The 16,582-nt window shown below is 44.5% G+C and carries 23 protein-coding genes; 19 read left to right on the forward strand and 4 right to left on the reverse strand.

Annotated elements, in window-relative coordinates:
- Nucleotides 1–3 precede the first annotated feature (3 nt).
- The 7 genes from ABIB59_RS25400 (at nt 4) to ABIB59_RS25430 (ending at nt 7,636) form a co-directional block, all read left to right on the forward strand.
- Nucleotides 4–300 carry a hypothetical protein gene (locus ABIB59_RS25400; protein WP_033557815.1) on the forward strand — a complete coding sequence of 99 codons (297 nt, stop codon included), beginning with the start codon at nt 4–6 and terminating at the stop codon, nt 298–300.
- A 32-nt stretch (nt 301–332) separates the two neighbouring features.
- Entirely contained in the window at nt 333–788 is a 456-nt protein-coding gene (locus ABIB59_RS25405; protein ID WP_354037476.1) for an ATP-binding protein, read from the forward strand.
- Nucleotides 789–790: 2 nt separating this feature from the next.
- Nucleotides 791–2,821, forward strand: a complete 2,031-nt coding sequence (locus ABIB59_RS25410) for a DNA topoisomerase 3 (protein WP_354037478.1) — start codon at nt 791–793, stop codon at nt 2,819–2,821.
- A gap of 15 nt (nt 2,822–2,836) precedes the next feature.
- Entirely contained in the window at nt 2,837–3,022 is a 186-nt protein-coding gene (locus ABIB59_RS25415; RefSeq protein ID WP_033557766.1) for a hypothetical protein, read from the forward strand.
- Between the two features lie 5 nt (nt 3,023–3,027).
- Complete coding sequence (locus tag ABIB59_RS25420; RefSeq protein WP_354037480.1) at nt 3,028–6,852, forward strand: zincin-like metallopeptidase domain-containing protein; 3,825 nt, start codon at nt 3,028–3,030, stop codon at nt 6,850–6,852.
- 59 nt (nt 6,853–6,911) lie between these two features.
- Complete coding sequence (locus ABIB59_RS25425) at nt 6,912–7,376, forward strand: KfrB domain-containing protein (RefSeq protein WP_033557764.1); 465 nt, start codon at nt 6,912–6,914, stop codon at nt 7,374–7,376.
- 80 nt (nt 7,377–7,456) lie between these two features.
- Nucleotides 7,457–7,636, forward strand: a complete 180-nt coding sequence (locus ABIB59_RS25430) for an Hha/YmoA family nucleoid-associated regulatory protein (RefSeq protein WP_354037499.1) — start codon at nt 7,457–7,459, stop codon at nt 7,634–7,636.
- A gap of 58 nt (nt 7,637–7,694) precedes the next feature.
- Here the strand turns inward: ABIB59_RS25430 and ABIB59_RS25435 are convergent, their stop codons facing one another.
- The 3 genes from ABIB59_RS25435 to ABIB59_RS25445 all read right to left on the reverse strand — a co-directional run bounded on the left by ABIB59_RS25435 (nt 7,695) and on the right by ABIB59_RS25445 (nt 9,171).
- On the reverse strand, nt 7,695–8,153 hold the full coding sequence (locus ABIB59_RS25435; protein ID WP_354037482.1) for a hypothetical protein: 459 nt from the start codon (nt 8,151–8,153) through the stop codon (nt 7,695–7,697).
- A gap of 27 nt (nt 8,154–8,180) precedes the next feature.
- Nucleotides 8,181–8,702 carry a hypothetical protein gene (locus ABIB59_RS25440; RefSeq protein ID WP_354037484.1) on the reverse strand — a complete coding sequence of 174 codons (522 nt, stop codon included), beginning with the start codon at nt 8,700–8,702 and terminating at the stop codon, nt 8,181–8,183.
- Nucleotides 8,703–8,970: 268 nt separating this feature from the next.
- A complete protein-coding gene (locus ABIB59_RS25445; protein ID WP_033557761.1) occupies nt 8,971–9,171 on the reverse strand; it encodes a hypothetical protein in 201 nt (66 codons plus the stop codon).
- A gap of 164 nt (nt 9,172–9,335) precedes the next feature.
- On the opposite strand from ABIB59_RS25445, the gene ABIB59_RS25450 reads away from it, so the two are divergent.
- Complete coding sequence (locus ABIB59_RS25450) at nt 9,336–9,839, forward strand: helix-turn-helix domain-containing protein (protein WP_354037486.1); 504 nt, start codon at nt 9,336–9,338, stop codon at nt 9,837–9,839.
- Nucleotides 9,840–9,852: 13 nt separating this feature from the next.
- Nucleotides 9,853–10,476, forward strand: a complete 624-nt coding sequence (locus ABIB59_RS25455; RefSeq protein WP_354037488.1) for a hypothetical protein — start codon at nt 9,853–9,855, stop codon at nt 10,474–10,476.
- 92 nt (nt 10,477–10,568) lie between these two features.
- On the opposite strand, the gene ABIB59_RS25460 is transcribed toward ABIB59_RS25455, so the two are convergent.
- Nucleotides 10,569–10,829, reverse strand: a complete 261-nt coding sequence (locus ABIB59_RS25460) for a hypothetical protein (protein ID WP_354037490.1) — start codon at nt 10,827–10,829, stop codon at nt 10,569–10,571.
- Between the two features lie 447 nt (nt 10,830–11,276).
- Here ABIB59_RS25460 and ABIB59_RS25465 point away from each other — a divergent pair, with 447 nt between their 5' ends.
- From ABIB59_RS25465 to ABIB59_RS25510, 10 genes are all read left to right on the forward strand, one after another.
- Nucleotides 11,277–11,756, forward strand: a complete 480-nt coding sequence (locus ABIB59_RS25465; protein ID WP_354037492.1) for a hypothetical protein — start codon at nt 11,277–11,279, stop codon at nt 11,754–11,756.
- A 42-nt stretch (nt 11,757–11,798) separates the two neighbouring features.
- Entirely contained in the window at nt 11,799–12,143 is a 345-nt protein-coding gene (locus tag ABIB59_RS25470; protein WP_210761559.1) for a hypothetical protein, read from the forward strand.
- A gap of 19 nt (nt 12,144–12,162) precedes the next feature.
- A complete protein-coding gene (locus tag ABIB59_RS25475; protein ID WP_354037493.1) occupies nt 12,163–12,669 on the forward strand; it encodes a hypothetical protein in 507 nt (168 codons plus the stop codon).
- 33 nt (nt 12,670–12,702) lie between these two features.
- Complete coding sequence (locus ABIB59_RS25480) at nt 12,703–13,149, forward strand: hypothetical protein (protein WP_354037495.1); 447 nt, start codon at nt 12,703–12,705, stop codon at nt 13,147–13,149.
- Between the two features lie 27 nt (nt 13,150–13,176).
- Nucleotides 13,177–13,809, forward strand: coding sequence for a recombinase family protein (locus tag ABIB59_RS25485; protein ID WP_033557750.1), 633 nt, complete (start codon nt 13,177–13,179; stop codon nt 13,807–13,809).
- A complete protein-coding gene (locus ABIB59_RS25490) occupies nt 13,802–14,110 on the forward strand; it encodes a hypothetical protein (protein ID WP_033557749.1) in 309 nt (102 codons plus the stop codon). The genes ABIB59_RS25485 and ABIB59_RS25490 overlap by 8 nt, the downstream gene beginning before the upstream one ends.
- Entirely contained in the window at nt 14,103–14,618 is a 516-nt protein-coding gene (locus ABIB59_RS25495; protein ID WP_033557748.1) for a hypothetical protein, read from the forward strand. Before ABIB59_RS25490 ends, ABIB59_RS25495 begins: the two co-directional genes overlap by 8 nt.
- Nucleotides 14,615–15,157 (forward strand): hypothetical protein, encoded by a 543-nt coding sequence (locus ABIB59_RS25500; RefSeq protein ID WP_210761562.1) that lies wholly within the window; start codon nt 14,615–14,617, stop codon nt 15,155–15,157. Before ABIB59_RS25495 ends, ABIB59_RS25500 begins: the two co-directional genes overlap by 4 nt.
- The gene (locus tag ABIB59_RS25505) at nt 15,154–15,648 is read left to right on the forward strand and encodes a thermonuclease family protein (RefSeq protein WP_033557746.1); all 495 of its coding nucleotides are present in this window, start codon (nt 15,154–15,156) and stop codon (nt 15,646–15,648) included. Before ABIB59_RS25500 ends, ABIB59_RS25505 begins: the two co-directional genes overlap by 4 nt.
- Nucleotides 15,649–15,818: 170 nt before the next feature.
- Nucleotides 15,819–16,055 carry a hypothetical protein gene (locus ABIB59_RS25510; RefSeq protein WP_033557745.1) on the forward strand — a complete coding sequence of 79 codons (237 nt, stop codon included), beginning with the start codon at nt 15,819–15,821 and terminating at the stop codon, nt 16,053–16,055.
- Nucleotides 16,056–16,582 lie beyond the last annotated feature (527 nt).

Here is a 16,582-nt window from a genome sequence, read left to right on the forward strand (position 1 = left end):
AATATGCGCTTATTCAGTAGAGATCAAGAAAGCCGTGAAAAGCTACAGGTACTTGAGGAAGTAATTGCTCAGAGTCATCGTGGAGTGTTTAAACGCATCGATGAGAATCGGGAACTGCTCGAATTACTTTACAGAGAAGCGCCAGAGCTAATGAATAACTTTCCCTGGATAAGGAACTGGATTGTTAGCCAGGACGAGTATCTTAATAAACTGGCAGAGGTATCGGGAGCTGAAAACCCATTTGAAAGACCCTACGATGATAAGCCGTATCCTCGCGCTTTCCCGGAACAACCTGAATAGTTTTACCATGTAAATTATTTGAGGACTAACTGATGACTGATAAAGCTACATTATTACTCGAAAACCTTAATGCAAATATCCTTGTCACCGGTAAAACTGGTACGGGTAAGTCAACGTATTTACAATCGCTAAAAATACCTGACAGCAAATATTTCGAGTTTGCAGAATTAACCCAGGAAAAACGCTATATGCGATGGGATGTACCCTGTTGCCTTACGGATTCCAATTTTAACGACTTTGATCTTTATAACGTAAAAGAAAGCACTTTAATTCTTGATGCTGTTGAGTTTTCCAATGAAGAATATAATTCGCCGTTGGTTAAATTTATTTCAGAAGCTAAAAGTCTTGGGAAAAGGTTGATCGTGGTGGCTTTTCCATCGAATGCTGAAAAGGTCAAATATTGGTTTGATGCAGTTATACAAATGGAACGTGAGGGCAGTGAATATACGCGTCATGTTCTTTTTAAAAGTGATTTCGAGGAAGCCTGATTATGAGAGTGTTTATTGCAGAAAAGCCAAATGTTGCGAAAGCGATTGCCGCTGTGTTAGGCGCAACCAACAAAAAAGACGGTTACATTGAATGTGGCAGTGATTACGTGACCTGGTGTTTCGGCCATATGTATGAACAGGCTGAACCGGATGCGTATACGCCAGATAATGTTCCACGCAATGAAAACGGCAAGAAAATATGGCGTGAAGATGATCTTCCCATTATCCCGGAAAAATGGATTATCAGTCCTCGTGAAGATGCAGAAAAACAGCTCAAAACCATTCACCACCTGGTAGAGCGGGCCGACACGATTGTGAATGCAGGCGACCCGGATCGCGAAGGGCAACTGCTGGTTGATGAGATTCTGGATGATGTGGGCTGTACTAAACCGGTACTGCGTTACTGGTGTAATGCTAACGATACGGTGAGTGTCACAAGGGCGTTAAAGAACCTGGAAAGTAATGACAAGTATGTGAGTTTTGGCCGTGCAGCTCTTGCGCGTGGTCGTGCTGACTGGCTTGTTGGCATGAACTTTTCACGCGGGTTTACCCTCAAGGCGGCGCGGGGTGGTTCACGCGTTCTGCTGACGGTCGGGCGTGTTCAAACGCCTACGCTCGCGCTGGTCGTTGCCCGTGATCTGGAAATTGAAAATTTTAAACCGGTCCCTTATCACAATATTCGTGCTGTGATTAAACACGGTGACAGTGCTTTTGTTGCAGCCTGGAAAGCCAGTGAGGATCAGGCTGGTCTTGATTCCGAAGGCCGCCTGGTTGATACCAAAGAAGCTGACAGGCTGGTTAATGAACTGACTAACAGTGATGGGCGCGTAGTTGAATATAAACAGGAACCCAAAAAACAGAACCAGCCTAAGTCCTACTCTTTATCTGATCTCGTTGCGCAGGCATCCAGTAGCTACGGTTATACCGCAGAGCAGGTGCTGGCAACCTGTCAGTCTTTATATGAAACACATAAACTGACCAGCTATCCGCGTTCAGATTGCTCGTATCTGCCGGAGTCACAGCATTCTGATGCGCCTGAAATATTTAAATCTCTGCGTCAGACGTACCCGGATATTTCCGGCCTGATTGATAATGCAGATCCGAAAATAAAATCAAAAACTTTTGATGATTCGAAAGTAACAGCGCACCACGGCATTATTCCTACGCAACATAAAGGCGATGTAAATAAATTATCGCCGGTTGAGCGGAATATTTATGATCTCATTGTCAGGGCGTACCTCGCGCAGTTTTACCCGGTGCATGAATTTAAAGCCACGACTATCGTTCTGGATATCAAAGGCGAAACATTTGCTGCGGGCGGTAAAGTAGTGACCAAAAACGGCTGGAAAGATATTTACACTGCGGCAGAAGAAGAGGACGAAGGAGAAAAAGAGGCAGAACAGAAATTACCTGTCATGAAAAACGGTGACAGTGTGCTTTGTGCGCAGGCAAAACGCCTGGATGCCAAAACAAAAGCCCCCCGTCGTTTTAATGACGGTACGCTTAACACGGCGATGGTGAATATTCATAAATTCGTTGATGACCCGGCGCAGAAAAAATTGCTGCGGGAAGGGGACGGCATCGGGACAGAAGCAACCCGCGCAACAATCGTGTCTGAACTGAAAAAACGAGGCTTCATTGAAAATAAGGGGAAAGACATTATCAGTACCCGTTTAGGGCGTGGATTGATTGCAATTCTTCCTGAACTGGTTAAAAGCCCGGTTATGACTGCCATTAACGAACGTATGCTACTGGAAATTGAACAGGGTAAACGCGATGTGGATTCGTTCGTCAAAATGCAGGAGAAATTTGTACGCGAACAGATTCAGGTGATTAATACCGGTTCTATTAAAGTCGCGGGCGGCGTACAGATTTCTGACAAGTACAAATGCAACGTATGCGGCAAAGGGCTTATTCGCCGCGCATCCAAAAAATCCGGTTACTTCTGGTCCTGTAGCGGTTATCCGACCTGCAAGGAGTCATACCCGGATATCAAAGGCAGTCCGAACTATAACCCCGTAAAACGTGCTTAATCGTGGAGGCAGGATATGACTGACATTAACGCAGTGAGTCGCCCGGATGTGAACAGTGCTGTAGAAGCAAAATATCGCGATCTGATGACACCTGGCTTTGTGGCCGAGTTTGCCCCTGATGAGGCTGAACTTGCCGGGGCTTTCGAAGACGACGCACTGAGTATGCGTGACGCATACGACAGTGCTTTTGATGCGGAGTAAGGACCATGGCAGAAGCTAAAGCGAAAAAACCATTTCATGAGATTGTGGCTGAAAACCTGATAGCCCAGCTCAAAGAGGGTACTGCGCCATGGCAGAAGCCATGGAACCCCGGCGCACCCGGTGCAGCCCTTCCGATGAACCCGACAACCGGAAAACGCTATAAAGGCATTAACGCCATTCACCTGATGGCTCAGGGTTACAGCGATCAGCGCTGGATGACCTATAAGCAGGCAACTGCTGCAGATGCACAGGTACGAAAAGGCGAGAAAGGGACGCTGGTACAATACTGGAAGTTCACAGAGGAACGAATCAAGCGCAATGATGACGGAAGTATTGTGCTGGATAAGGATAACAATCCGGTAAAAGAAATCGTCCAGCTGGAGCGGCCAAAAGTTTTTAACGCAGTAGTTTTTAATGCCGAGCAGATTGACGGGTTGCCGCCAATGGCGGTGCGCCAGGATAAAAGCTGGAACAGCATTGAACGTGCCGAAGCCATTCTGGAAGCGTCAGGAGCCAGAATTTCGCATGATCAGGTGGACCGTGCCTTTTACCGTATGTCTACCGACAGTATTCATCTGCCGCAACAGGCATCATTTCCTACTGCTGACAACTACTATGCTACGGCCCTGCATGAGCTGGGACACTGGACCGGTCACACTACACGTCTGAATCGCGATCTGGCGCATCCGTTTGGTAGTGAGGGTTACGCCAAAGAAGAACTCCGGGCTGAGATTGCCAGTATGATAATGGGTGATGAGCTGGGTATTGGTCATGATCCTTCACAGCATGTTGCTTATGTAAAATCCTGGATTAAAGCCCTGCAGGATGACCCGATGGAAATTTTTCGCGCCGCAGCCGACGCTGAAAAAATTCAGGGGTTTGTGCTTGGCCTTGAGCAACAGAGAACACAGGAACAGCCGGTAACGCTGGAAGCAGAGCAGCGGATAAAAGAGCATCAGGAGGTGATGGCCGAGGTACAACGTCTGACAAATCCGCAGACTGTAGATGTTGAAACCGCGCAACTCTATCATTTCACTTTCATGACGCTGGAGAATACAGCAGAGCAAGCCGGTTACGTCACTTATTACAGTCGCGGTACAGAAGAAGTGCTGGGTAGCGAATGTATTCGGGTTAATTACGAGGACAAGGACGGCAATACCATCCCTGTACATACTGATGTGGTTGGACGCGGAAAGGCTGCGACGTATATCGGGGATGAGCGCGTACCTGGCACAATGTATTCTTCGGATAACGAATGGCAACGCGCAGCACTGGAAACTGCGTTTGAGAGCGTCGATAAAAACCTGACTTTAGCCGCTAAAAACGTGCGTGAGCAGGTAGAACGTGTCAGTAGTGACCCCCGCGAATTACCGGAAGACGTACAGTTTCCTAAAAACTGGTGGCCTGATTCCAGTTTTCTGGCGTCAAACAAAAACGTCTGGAATGAGACAAGATCCTATAACGAGGCTGACATGAACACTTCACCTCAACCCGTTATCACCCCTGAGCAGCAGCGCCGGGAACGTGCAGAAAAGTTTATTCTTTCAAACCTCGATGGCGGTCTGTCGCATCATGTTCAGAACATGAACCGCAGCCAGCTTAATCTTGCTCGTGACGTACTTGATGACGCTCAGAACAATGACCTGGCTAGTGACTTCTGGAAGCGTAACAGTACGTTTGCTGACGCATTCAAACAGAACTGGCCTGATGTGCAGGAAAAAATCAAAAAAGCCTACAGGGATGTTGCCTTAAATATAGATTTTTTACCTGAACAAAAATACGTGGTCACTGAGAGTCAGGGGCAATCTGACAGTAACCAGGTGGTGATGCGCACTAACAGCGCGATAAAAGCACTGGCAGCAGTTAACGAAGGCGATAATCGCACTATTCACGACAGTCGCATTTTTAACAAGGATAAAAGCCAGGTTGACTTGAGCAACCATTCAAACAATTTCTATCAGACTCTGAACGCTGAAAAAGCCGCGATTGCTCAGGGGATCATGACTCCAGATGACGAAATCAGTGTCCTTCCCCCCTCAGAAGCGCAGGAGTGGTATCAGGACCGCGTTGAATCCGTGATGGAAGGGGCTGAGACACAGGAAGATATGCGCGATAGCCTGGCGGGGCTGGGGCCGGAACCTGGCGAAAACGAGGCAGTATATCTGCGTGATGACGGTACGCGTCTAATCCCGGAACAAAGCCTGAACATTGCTCAGGAAAATACCCCGATCAACGTACCTTATAAGGAACGTAAAGAAGCTAAAGAGCTGGGTGCGAAATGGGACCGTAACGAGCAAACCTGGTATGTGCCGCAGGGGGTATCTCTCGATAAGTTTGCTAAATGGAACGGAAAAGCAGATGCAGCTGCTGAACAGCAAACTGCGACCGCTGAAAACAGCGAACGCCACGAACGCCAGAATCTGGCCGTACCCTACAAAGATCGGGAAGAAGCAAGAGCAGCTGGCGCTAAATGGGATAAAGAGAAAAAAACCTGGTATGCCGATGGCGATGCCGATATGGAGAAGCTGGCTAAATGGAAGCCAGAAAATGTGGTGGTAGAGCAATCCCCGGCCATCCCGCTAAAAGAAGAAGTTGAGAACGCGCTGAAAAGTATCGGTTGTATCCTCGATGCAGACACCGATCACGGACAGAAGCACCCGATTATGGACGGTGAAGGCCATCGTATTACCGTCGAAGGTGATAAAAAGGGCGAAAAATCGGGTTTCTATATTATTCATACTGACGGTCATCCTGCCGGGTTTATGCAGAATAACCGGACCAAGGAGGAAACGCGCTGGTCTTCCAAAGGCTATGTACAGTCTGATGAAGAAAAGGCGCTCCTGCGGGCGCAGGCAGCTCAGAAACAGGCAGAAAAAGCGGCACAACAGCAGAAGGAACATGAATCCTCTGCTAAACGTGTTGAAAAACAGCTGGGCCAGCTTAGTGAGCTACAACAGCCGACAGCCTACCTGGAGAAAAAAGGGCTGCAGATCCATAAAGGCGTATTCACTGACAAGGAAGGTCAGAAAACCTTCATCCCTGCTTATGATGTACAGGGCAAACAATGGACCATGCAATATATCAACGAGGACGGCACTAAACGCTTTGCCAAGAACGCGCGCAAAGAAGGTTGCTTCCATGTTGTTGGCGGGCTGGATGCGCTTAAAGAAGCGCCGGTGCTCATTGTGGCCGAAGGTTACGCAACTGCAGGAAGCATAACAGAAGCTACCCAGGTGCCAACGGTCGCAGCTTTCGATTCCGGCAATCTGGAGCCAGTGGCGAAGGCACTGAAAGAAGCCTATCCCGATAAGCCAATTATTATTGCCGGTGATGATGATATTTCGCAGTCCTGCAAAATGAAGGTGAAGGATAAGGCAACTGTGAATGTTGGCCGTGAAAAAGCGCTGGAAACAGCTAAAGCAGTTGGCGGCGTGGCCGTATTCCCTGTATTTGCAAAAGGTGAAGTACCAGGAAAAGACGAACTCAGCCAGATTAAGCCAGCTGCATATCTGGCGCATCAGGCTGCGCTACGCAAACTGGAGGCTCACGCCAGCGGAGAGAAACCCCTCCCGGATACAGAAATGAAGGTGCTGCAGGCTGCACAGCTATCGGAAAAACAGCTGGAAACCCTTCGCCGCGCTGATCGTTACACTGATTTTAACGATATGGCCGTTAACAGTTCTCTTGGCCGGGAAGGGGTGGCTATGCAGTTAAAAGCCGTCATTGCGGAGCAGCTGAATAAAAAACAGCAACAAACGCAAGTCCAGACCGAAGAGAAAAAACTGGTTCAGGAAAAAGAGAAAAAACGCACCATTCGCCATGCGATGTAAGCGATATTAACGCTGGCCTGCCTGCAGGCCAGCCATAATCCATTAAAGGAGTAAGTCAGATGCAAAAACGTAGCTATACCCAGGATGCCGCTATGCCAGCTGGTCGCAGCAGCACTGATATGGGTGTGATCATGAAGCCGGAAGGCTCGATGAAAATCTGTGTGCTGAATGGTTCACGCCAGGTAGATAAAGTTGTGGATGGAGAATGGCAGACTCAGAAGGTACTGCCGGAAGCTGGGCTGCCAAAAGGCATTTATCAGCTTTCAGAAGCACAGCAGGCATCCAAGAATGTTCACCCACATTCACATGTGGGCCAGGTGCTTCATGCAGATGATCGCCATGTTTACCAGCTTTCACAGAAAGGCGTTGTTCAGCACAGCCGCAGCGCCTGGGAAAAGGAGCCGGTAGTGGGCCAGAATTATGAAGTGGTTTATTCTCGCGGGGTAGGGAAGGTAAAAGGAGAGCTGACACAGGACGAGGCGCAGAAACTGAGTAACAGCCAGTCTAAATCACACTCACGCTAACAGATTAAATAAAGGCATCGAAAGATGCCTTTAAAGGATTAAAATTGAGTCATTCTGACAAACGAACCGAGTATTTGTATATGTTCCGTCGGTGCAGAACCATGGACACGATAGAGCGCGTTTACGAACATAAGCGCGATACAGTTCCCGAAAAATATATGGCGGATTTTTTAGGAGCATATGACCACAGAAAGGCCGAAATTACACATGGTAAAATATGGGATAAAGTGCCTGCGTCAGCGTGGAGAAACGTCAGATAAGGCCGGTATACCGGCCTTTGCATGAAGGTTGTTTTAGCCGCTAAAATAGAAGATATTTTTATTTGTCACCGTAATCACGTTTAATTTTTAATGTTAACTCATTAAATAATTTCTGCGTGGGAAGATAGCCACATTCATCTTTAATAAGATATTCCGTAGCGTACATCCAGCGCATCATCGCATTAAGAGCCTCATTAAAAGTGTTAACGTCATGCTCAGTTTCTAAATAGGTTAATTTGCAACAAAACCACGCCGCTGAGTTTTCAACCAGCGTACTCTCATTTTCGGTGTTTTTGTAAGCACCGAAAATTTCGAAACCTTTTCCGCTGAATTGTGGCGGTAGATCATCGGACATCAGGAATGGATAGCCAGAATTTCTACCCATATATGCATTAATAACGTCAGAGACAGTTACGGCAGATAACGCGAAGGGGGCACGTTCGATAATATAGGCCCGTAACATCGAGTAAAGATGTTCTGGTTTTAGTAAATCAGAATAGGGCTTTTCAGTTTTCATTTAACTCGTCCTTATTGGTCAGTGCGTTCAGGATTCAAAGCGTGAACGTCGAATAAATTCTGGCAGAAGAAAAAACGTCGCAATGATAAACATCGCAGGTAATACCAGACTGAATACCGTAATATCCCAGGTTAGTTTCACCGCCAGAAGCACAAGTAAGCCTGTTATGACACAACTTACATATGCGCGTCTGGTTTGTTTATAACTTCGGTAACTCAGGGCAAAAGCGAACTGCAACCCCAGCAATCCTCCTGTGAAAATTTTCACTGGAAGGTCAACTATAAACCCGGCTACCGGCGCGAGGTATTTCTCGTCATAGATTTCTGTTGCATCGATAAATAAAATCAGCAGCACCATATAGAGCAACGGTCTAACAACTGGACGCGCTGACTTTCTGAAATACTCAATGATAAAAGCCCCTAAGAAGACCGCTAAACCCAGCAAGCCAAGCATAAAATGGCTTATTGCTGTACCCACCATAAAAAAGCCGGTCACGCTCCAGAAAAGCGTATCCTGCAGCCTGCTGTTAGTTAGCCTTTCTATAATCATGCCATCCCCTTAAAAGTGCTTACAGAACGATTCCATGCAGTAACGGCATCACTCTTCTGATAAATATCCCCGAACAGACGAATGCGGAACTCGCAACGTCTGCAGTAAACCATGTAATACCATGTTAAACGCCCGCCTTCTGTCGAATATCTTCCGCGAAGTGCTGCGTACCCACCACACGGGCAGTCTGGTAACGTTGCCTGCGGGTAGCTCAATGCGCTTTCTTTACGTCTCTTGGGTAGCATCATTTTCGTTTTCCCTGGGCGAATCAGAAACCAATTAAACGGCATTCATAGCTTACCATCTGACTGATGTAGCGGGGTATTTGCTCAACCAGATGGTGGTTAGTTTCAGCCAGCGTTTCCATTTCATGAATGGTAACGTGCGGCAGCTGCTTGATGAACTGGTTTAATGAAAGGGTTTTAAGGGTGTTATCACTGTCTGATTTACCATATGATAATCGGGACATTTCACTTTTCCTTGCACGGATTAATGGGTGTCTGGCAGGGAGGTGGCCGCCTCCCTGTCCTCTATTAGAATAGGACATTCTGTCCTATATGCAAGCAGAATTTATTGAATTTGGCACTATAAAGTGCCATATTTGGCCCTTGTTAAATTATGCAGGGCCAGAAAATGAATGCTTGCCTACGGGATTCGATCCTTTCCAGGGGAACCTATGAAGACGCAGCAGAAGCGACCGGTATCAGTGTCAGGACACTGAAACGCATCTGTACCGAAGAAACATATGACCCGAAATTATCCGTCCTTAAAGCTGTCGCAGAGTACACCGGCTTACCCATTGAGGCACTGGTAGAACCCTATGGCGCTAAATCAACACTTCTTTATCTGAACGATCAACTGACTGAACAGTTGATGCCATATTTGGGCGGGATGTCCCTTTTTCGCCGTGAAAATGATACAGGCATAACTTATGAACTCAGGGGGGATGAACTGGAGATAAAAAAAATTCATCAAATAAAAATAATCATAAGTAAAAAAGGTTTATTCGATGATTATTATTTTATTGGTCTTGATGAAGATAAAATGATTATATGTAAATTGAGGATAAAGAAGAAAGAAGCGTTATTTTTAACTGATAGTTTGAATATTCCAATGATGGAATTTAAACCTGAATAATCTGGGGTGGATAATGTTATATATGCTTATATGTTCCGCACTTTCTCTTACATTTATAAGTATGATGTTTAAAAGTGTATTGTTTGGAGTAAATGGCAATAGGGAAATGCAGGTCAAAGAAGCAAAAAAGGTATTTGCTGTCATGCCTCTGGTAATAATCGTTAATTTACCGTTTGGCTTATCTATTTTTTTTGCTAATACGCCGTATTCAGTTGCGACATTGCAAACAATTGCGCTTTTAGTTCAGTGGGCTGGCGTCGTAGCTTCCCTGCTGCTTTCCGTGTTGTTCTGGAGCCTTTCAGAGAAAGGTAAAAGATTCTGGTTTATGGGTTGTGCAATTCTTTCCCTTGTTTTGTGTTTTATATTTTTTGATTCAGCTTTATTTAATTCAGGGGAAACAGGTCAGGCAAATGGATTGTTCATAAAATCTGTTGCAACCGACGTTGACTGTGAAAAAGGAATGGTAGTTTTTAAATACAATAAAGAAGGAGAAACAGAATGGCGGTGTACATCAGGTTTAGCCATGATGCAGGAGAGTAATAAACTATTTATCCCATGGCCTGACTATAAAAGTGGTCACAGTAGCCAACTGACTAAAGGCATTGGAGAACTACAGGAAAAGTTTAAAGATAAATAATTAGTGATCTGTAGGAGCCTGAATAAAAAACCTTTTAGCGGCTAAAATCATAGCCGCTTTGCTGATTCTTTCTTATGGCGTAAACCCCGTAGTCATCCAAAAAGTTCAAAATCATCATCAAAGGTGTTGCTTACCGCTTCAACTTTATCCGAAGCCAGAATGTACTGTAATCCCTGAAACAAGGATACCGGTAGTTCCGGGCCAAACTGATAAAAATCAGGATATGTACGGCCAAGCCAGTACCCGCCTCCTACATCCTTGCTCCGCTGAAAGAAAACCCACTCTCCATGCTTTAGAAACTCAAGCACTTCTCCCCTATAGACAACCTGATAGTTTGCATCTTTACCGCCCATACGCGCTCCTGCATAACTGTACATATATACAGTTATGCTAGTTTAAGAGGCGCTGGCTGTCTAGAGAAGTGCTGTCATGTCATTTTTATGTGTGGTAGGCTTTTTTAAGTTGCTTTGTTTGGCCTAGCCAGTATAAACTGTAATTGTTGTAAAAAAGCCATACCTAAACACCGTGGCTTTTAAGGGTATACCTTAGTTAACCGTCTGTACGGCAAGGGGAGGGGATTTGTGGGAAACAGGAAACCTAAAGCCAGATACATCGTTGGCGTTCCTCATGGTTCGATTCTGTATGAGGGCAATTTGCGCATTGCAGCCTGGTGGTACTGGTTGATCAATTGTCGTCAGGCTGTCGCTTTTGACCGGCGTTCGTGGATTATCAATCAAAACTACTGGATCACTGGCGATACACCCAATGAAAATTACTTTAAAAATAAGGAATTATGAACGATGGGTATTGACGTAAAAGTGGAGTTTGAGGCGAAGAGAAACGGTAAGTGGGAGCCGGTACATAATCAATACGCCATCGAGCGCAATTATTTGTTCTTCGCATGGTTAGCCAACCAACAAAATGAGTATGGCGTCCAGCCAATAGCAAAACCCAGGGATTTGCCGATGGATTATCGTTACGAGGATGGTCCGGGGGAGTATTCACAAAGCTGGCTGAGTGCCGATGAGATCCTGAATGCACCAGACCAGGAAATCACAATGAAAGGCTGTTTGGCCGAAGCTGAATATAAAAAATGGAATGGTGCCGAAAAGCCATCAGCAGATGTTATCTATGGACCAGACCTGTCAGGTCGTCCCGGCTATATTGAAGTATCCTGGGTAGTAAAAATCAGAGAAGAGTTCTCTGAATTCCTGAAAACTGTAGAAGCGCTTCAAAATGAGTATGGCGAAGTGCGTATGGTGTTTGGGTTTGATAGTTAATCAGCTTCCTTAGTCTGGAAAAAACAGAGGTGGAATAAATATATGACATATAGCAAATATTTGAATGATCCCCTTGATGAACACTATCTGATTGAACCGGGGGAAATGGTAGAAGAAGGTACAATTCCTGACGAAGAACTGGAAGTGAGAAAACAATTAGCCGCACTAAAGTTTTGTGAAGATCGTTTACGTAATTGTGGCTTTTTTTGGCGTTTATTTAATTCGAAAGAATATAGCCGTTATAATCACATTACTAAAACAGCCAATGACAATCTAATGGCTCTTGTAAACAAGACGCCTCAGCATAAGGCTGCCATCCGGCGCATTGTTAATTCGATGCCTGAAAACAATGGCGCGCGCGAGTTTTTAAAGCCCTTCCTTAAATAAATGATGATGGAATATAAAAATGAATAAATCAGATCCTATTTTAGATTTAATAGATAACTATTGCAGGGGTTATAACAAGGAAAACAAAAAAAGAATTTATTCTTGCTGGTATTACATACCAACATTTATCGCGGCAGCCGCTGTGATGTATTGGTACTTTGATATAAATAGATTCCTCTGTTTATTGATTGCTATGTGGGGGTTTTTTCTTAGTGCCACTTTGATTTTAAACAGGAGAATGTCTTTAGCCAAGTTAAAGATGCAATACTCTGATTTTAAAAATGGTGGTCCTCAAACAGGCGTGATTAGTGATGATTTTATTTCACTTCTGGCCGATTCTAAAAATATTGATAATTACGCCAAAAGAAGACTTGCAGAAACGCAGAATGAAGAATATGGGGTGCTCAGATGGAGTGATCTGTTTAAAATTAGAGAGGAACTCCTTTTATTGAAAGAAAGAGACAAGAGTTTAATAGGTAAAGGGGCTGTAAAATTACAGAAGTATAATCAACAAGATAAAAGTTAATTTTAGCCGCTAAAATCTATGAGGTTAGATAAAATGAGTTTAAAATACAGATGTTTTGTTGTTTTAATGATGGCGTTTCCATTGGTAAACTTCGCATATGCGAACAATGAACAAGTTTTTAGAGTTTTGAATATGAATGATATTGTCGATGACGGCAATCAAGATGTTAAATTTGCTGACAAGAAGGGCAGTTGTTATTATTTCGGGCAGGCGCTGTTAGTTTCCGAACAAAATGCAAAAATATTAGGCGTAGAAATTCCAGACGCACCGAAAAGCAAAGCGTGGGATTTTGTTATCAACAGCAAAGTCTGTCAGGGGAGTGACCGTGATAAGACCCCATACTCAGTTAAACAAACACTATATTTAGCACCTGATACAAAGACAATACACAGAAAGAGCTATTCTGCATTAATCCCCGCAGGTACTGAATTTCTCGTTTTCACATCTGAGGATGAGAGAAATAAGTATTTTAATAAATGATAGTTAAGTTTTGGGATATGACATTTTATGAAAATAGCGCGGGTGTATTTGCGGGTTAGTACAGAAGAACAGGATTTGACCAGGCAAAATGAGATTATCGAAAATGCCCGGAAAAATGGATTCTATGTTGCCGGTGTCTATAAAGAAAAGGCGTCCGGTGCAAGAGCTGACCGCCCGGAACTGCAACGAATGATTAATGATCTGCAGCCAGATGAAGTAGTTATTGCAGAACATATAGATCGTATCAGTCGTCTACCGCTCGATAGTGCGCTGGCGTTAATAAACTCGATAAAAGAGCGGGGCGCGAAACTTGCCATTCCCGGTATTGTGGATCTTACTGAGCTGGCTAACGCACAAACCGGTGTTGCTAAGGTCGTTCTGGAATCTGTTCAGGATATGCTGCTCAAAGTTGCCCTGCAGCTGGCAAGGGATGATTATGAAAATCGTCGCAAACGTCAGAAAGAGGGCATAGAACTGGCTAAACGCAAAGGCCGGTATCAGGGCCGAACTGCAGACTTGCTGCTTCATAAACGCATCATCGAGTATCGTTTAAAAAAGACAAGTATCGCGGAAACAGCAGAGCTTTGTGAATGTAGCGTGAGTCTAGTAAAATCCGTATGGGCTAAACACAAACAACAAGAGAATAAGAAAAATGTATAAGCATATTATTATCTGTAATGTTGTTGCGGTTTTATTTTCTGGCCCTGTGATGTCTTCGACTATCACTATTACTAATTTACATACCCAACAGCAACTTTCTAGAAATACAGCGCTTAATAACGAGACAGGACAAAAACAGAGACAAAGCTGTAATTGCAGTGGATATCCGGTCTATGATGCAACCGAAATAATGTTAGCAAAGCACCAGTTATATGAACAATGGCTAAAGGAAAATAAGTCTAAAATGGGTTATGCAGATTGGGAAAAAATGATGAGTGAAGGGGGTAAAAAAGATGAATAAATCTATTTTAATGGTTTTTTGTGCGGCAATTTCTATTGCATTAACTGGTTGCGACCAGGCTAAAAAAGATGCAAAAGAAAACAGCCAGCAAAATATCGCCTCAACATCATGGGCTGCAAAAACTACGGCAAGTCGTGATAATAATGGGAATTTAACATTTTTCTTTCAGCCTGGATTTATTGTTGCTAACTCTAAAGGTAACACATCTGTTATTCATGGATTTGATGAGTGTCAGAACGATAAACAGAAATACTGTATAAAAGTTAATAAGGATATTAAACAAATTCGAGTGTATGTAAAAGATTTGAGTGAGTTAGAAGCAAAAAACCCAAGTAAATTTATATACGAAGGAGATAAACCAAACGAGACACTTAATGTACGTTGGTTGAGTGACAAAGATAACTCGTTTTTAATTACACGCCAGAATGGAGAGCCTTTACATTCATGGTCTGCGGTGTTTACCGCTGATACAAAAAATGAGCCGTTATCTAATGGAGGTGGAAAATGACAGCGCAGGTTAATGAACATGAATTTAAGTTTCTTGTTAAAAGAAAAAGAAAAGTTAATTTTAACGATGAAAAAGATGCGCTTTTGAATAAGGTATTAAAAAATAAAGTTAGTTTTGAAACATATTGTAGAATTGAAAATCATGATGATTTTAATCATGCTTTAAAGAAACGTATCATGATAAGTAAAATGGTTCCATTGCCTCTTTGTTTAATCATGGCTGTCATCGGATACTTTTATGTAGGCATCATATCCGTATTAATTATGTTGCTGCTTGTAGTAATGGCGTGGTTATTTGTTTCTGCTTTAATTAACAGAAATCTAAAGTACGCTGTGCCTTCCGTAATTCTTTGGGGATTTGTCTATGATAGCCTTCACGACGAAGAGTTTAGGGCGATTTTTAAGGAACGTCTGTACGGCAAAGATATTCTTTTTAGAGAAGATTTAGAATTTCTCCAGGCCGAGCAACAAAAGCTGTTTGAAGAGGCCAAGGCAAAGGGGCAAGATCTCACACCTGATCTAAAGGGTAAAATACTGTGAAAAATCATTCTATTGTTGCTGGCATTCTGGCATTACTGCTACCCGTCGCGGCTTCCGCTGCAACTGTAACGCGTATCCTGGATGGCGATACGCTGGAAGTTCGTGAAGATAGCGGCCTGCTTCGGATTCGTCTGGCTGATATCGACGCACCGGAGAAAAGTCAGCCGTTCGGCCAACGGGCTAAACAAAAACTCATTGAACTGGTGAGTAACGCTGCAGATGTTGAAATTAAATCAACCGGCACAGATCGCTACGGTAGAACACTAGCTAATGTTTTGGTAAAAAAATGCCAGTCGCAATGCCAGGTATATTTTATTAACGAAGAAATGGTAAAGAATGGCATGGCATGGGCTTACCGGTATCACGGAAAGGCAACCAGTCAGGACATGGAGAATCTGGAAAGTAGGGCGCGGGTGGAAAAAGTGGGCCTTTGGTCAATGCCCGGAGCTGTAGAACCCTGGCGTTATCGTGAGAGCGAAAAGCGTCATTAATTTCGTTTTCGACTAGTGTCGTTCATGAAATTTGAACATGTTCTTATGTTGATAGGAATACATAACTTGTTGATTTAATGTCATTCATAAAAATGCCGGCATCGATGGCCAGCTGCTGCAGCGGCGACGGTCGGCAGAGTTATTATTCAAAAAATCTGGATACACGGATTATGAGTAAAAGCGTAGGCATTCGGACGGGGTTACTGGCACAAATGGCCGGTGTAAGCGAGGCTGAACTGGTTCATGCACTCAAGACAACCGGGGAAATCTTCGGTGTAAAAATCCCTTCTCCCCTGCCCCAAAAATATAACGCCAGAACAAGAAACTTTGATTATCTGGAAGGAAAAGCTTTTGCAGATAAAGTCGTCTCAGTCCGGGCTGCAGCTTTGCGAAAGAAAGGAAATTAAAAACGGTTTTACGCCAGAAAGAAATGTGAGGATCAATTTAGAGAGACTATCGGGACAAGCAAAGGGATATAAACAATCAATTGGAGCGGCCCCCCTGATTCAGGGATAATTGTTTTGTCGGAAACGACATCCCTCCTTTAGAAAGGTCTTATCGATGAGCACTGAACTTATCCAAAACCTCCCTCAGATCATCCTCGCACTTGCCACTTTCATTACGGCTATCGCCCGACTCGTTAAAGAGATTAAAAAGAAATAAAATTAAGCCCCTTTCGAGGGGCTTTTTTTTGCAGCTCCCCAGCTGCGCATGTTCTGTCCCCGCTGGCCGTGTGCGTGTCGCAGAGGCCCGGAGTGCTCCAGCTGCGCATGTTCTGTCCCCGCTGGCCGTGTGCGTGTCGCAGAGGCCCGGAGTGCTCCAGCTGCGCATGTTCTGTCCCCCGCTGGCCGTGTGCGTGTCGCAGAGGCCCGGAGTGCTCCAGCTGCGCATGTTCTGTCCCCGCTGGCCGTGTGCGTGTCGCAGAGGCCCGGAG

It is taken from the genome of Citrobacter sp. UYEF32 (assembly GCF_040546205.1).
Taxonomy (GTDB): Bacteria; Pseudomonadota; Gammaproteobacteria; order Enterobacterales; family Enterobacteriaceae; genus Phytobacter; species Phytobacter diazotrophicus.

Excerpts from the sequence above, each read along its gene's own strand:
- ABIB59_RS25490 (WP_033557749.1), top strand. The coding sequence starts at position 13,802 with ATGTATAAGCATATTATTATCTGTAATGTTGTTGCGGTTTTATTTTCT.
- ABIB59_RS25485 (WP_033557750.1), top strand. The coding sequence starts at position 13,177 with ATGAAAATAGCGCGGGTGTATTTGCGGGTTAGTACAGAAGAACAGGAT.
- ABIB59_RS25495 (WP_033557748.1), top strand. The coding sequence starts at position 14,103 with ATGAATAAATCTATTTTAATGGTTTTTTGTGCGGCAATTTCTATTGCA.
- ABIB59_RS25510 (WP_033557745.1), top strand. The coding sequence starts at position 15,819 with ATGAGTAAAAGCGTAGGCATTCGGACGGGGTTACTGGCACAAATGGCC.
- ABIB59_RS25405 (WP_354037476.1), top strand. The coding sequence starts at position 333 with ATGACTGATAAAGCTACATTATTACTCGAAAACCTTAATGCAAATATC.
- ABIB59_RS25440 (WP_354037484.1), bottom strand. The coding sequence starts at position 8,702 with ATGATTATAGAAAGGCTAACTAACAGCAGGCTGCAGGATACGCTTTTC.
- ABIB59_RS25465 (WP_354037492.1), top strand. The coding sequence starts at position 11,277 with ATGGGTATTGACGTAAAAGTGGAGTTTGAGGCGAAGAGAAACGGTAAG.
- ABIB59_RS25480 (WP_354037495.1), top strand. The coding sequence starts at position 12,703 with ATGAGTTTAAAATACAGATGTTTTGTTGTTTTAATGATGGCGTTTCCA.
- ABIB59_RS25435 (WP_354037482.1), bottom strand. The coding sequence starts at position 8,153 with ATGAAAACTGAAAAGCCCTATTCTGATTTACTAAAACCAGAACATCTT.
- ABIB59_RS25475 (WP_354037493.1), top strand. The coding sequence starts at position 12,163 with ATGAATAAATCAGATCCTATTTTAGATTTAATAGATAACTATTGCAGG.
- ABIB59_RS25450 (WP_354037486.1), top strand. The coding sequence starts at position 9,336 with ATGAATGCTTGCCTACGGGATTCGATCCTTTCCAGGGGAACCTATGAA.
- ABIB59_RS25500 (WP_210761562.1), top strand. The coding sequence starts at position 14,615 with ATGACAGCGCAGGTTAATGAACATGAATTTAAGTTTCTTGTTAAAAGA.
- ABIB59_RS25415 (WP_033557766.1), top strand. The coding sequence starts at position 2,837 with ATGACTGACATTAACGCAGTGAGTCGCCCGGATGTGAACAGTGCTGTA.
- ABIB59_RS25430 (WP_354037499.1), top strand. The coding sequence starts at position 7,457 with ATGTTCCGTCGGTGCAGAACCATGGACACGATAGAGCGCGTTTACGAA.
- ABIB59_RS25420 (WP_354037480.1), top strand. The coding sequence starts at position 3,028 with ATGGCAGAAGCTAAAGCGAAAAAACCATTTCATGAGATTGTGGCTGAA.
- ABIB59_RS25445 (WP_033557761.1), bottom strand. The coding sequence starts at position 9,171 with ATGTCCCGATTATCATATGGTAAATCAGACAGTGATAACACCCTTAAA.
- ABIB59_RS25425 (WP_033557764.1), top strand. The coding sequence starts at position 6,912 with ATGCAAAAACGTAGCTATACCCAGGATGCCGCTATGCCAGCTGGTCGC.
- ABIB59_RS25455 (WP_354037488.1), top strand. The coding sequence starts at position 9,853 with ATGTTATATATGCTTATATGTTCCGCACTTTCTCTTACATTTATAAGT.
- ABIB59_RS25460 (WP_354037490.1), bottom strand. The coding sequence starts at position 10,829 with ATGGGCGGTAAAGATGCAAACTATCAGGTTGTCTATAGGGGAGAAGTG.
- ABIB59_RS25410 (WP_354037478.1), top strand. The coding sequence starts at position 791 with ATGAGAGTGTTTATTGCAGAAAAGCCAAATGTTGCGAAAGCGATTGCC.
- ABIB59_RS25400 (WP_033557815.1), top strand. The coding sequence starts at position 4 with ATGCGCTTATTCAGTAGAGATCAAGAAAGCCGTGAAAAGCTACAGGTA.
- ABIB59_RS25470 (WP_210761559.1), top strand. The coding sequence starts at position 11,799 with ATGACATATAGCAAATATTTGAATGATCCCCTTGATGAACACTATCTG.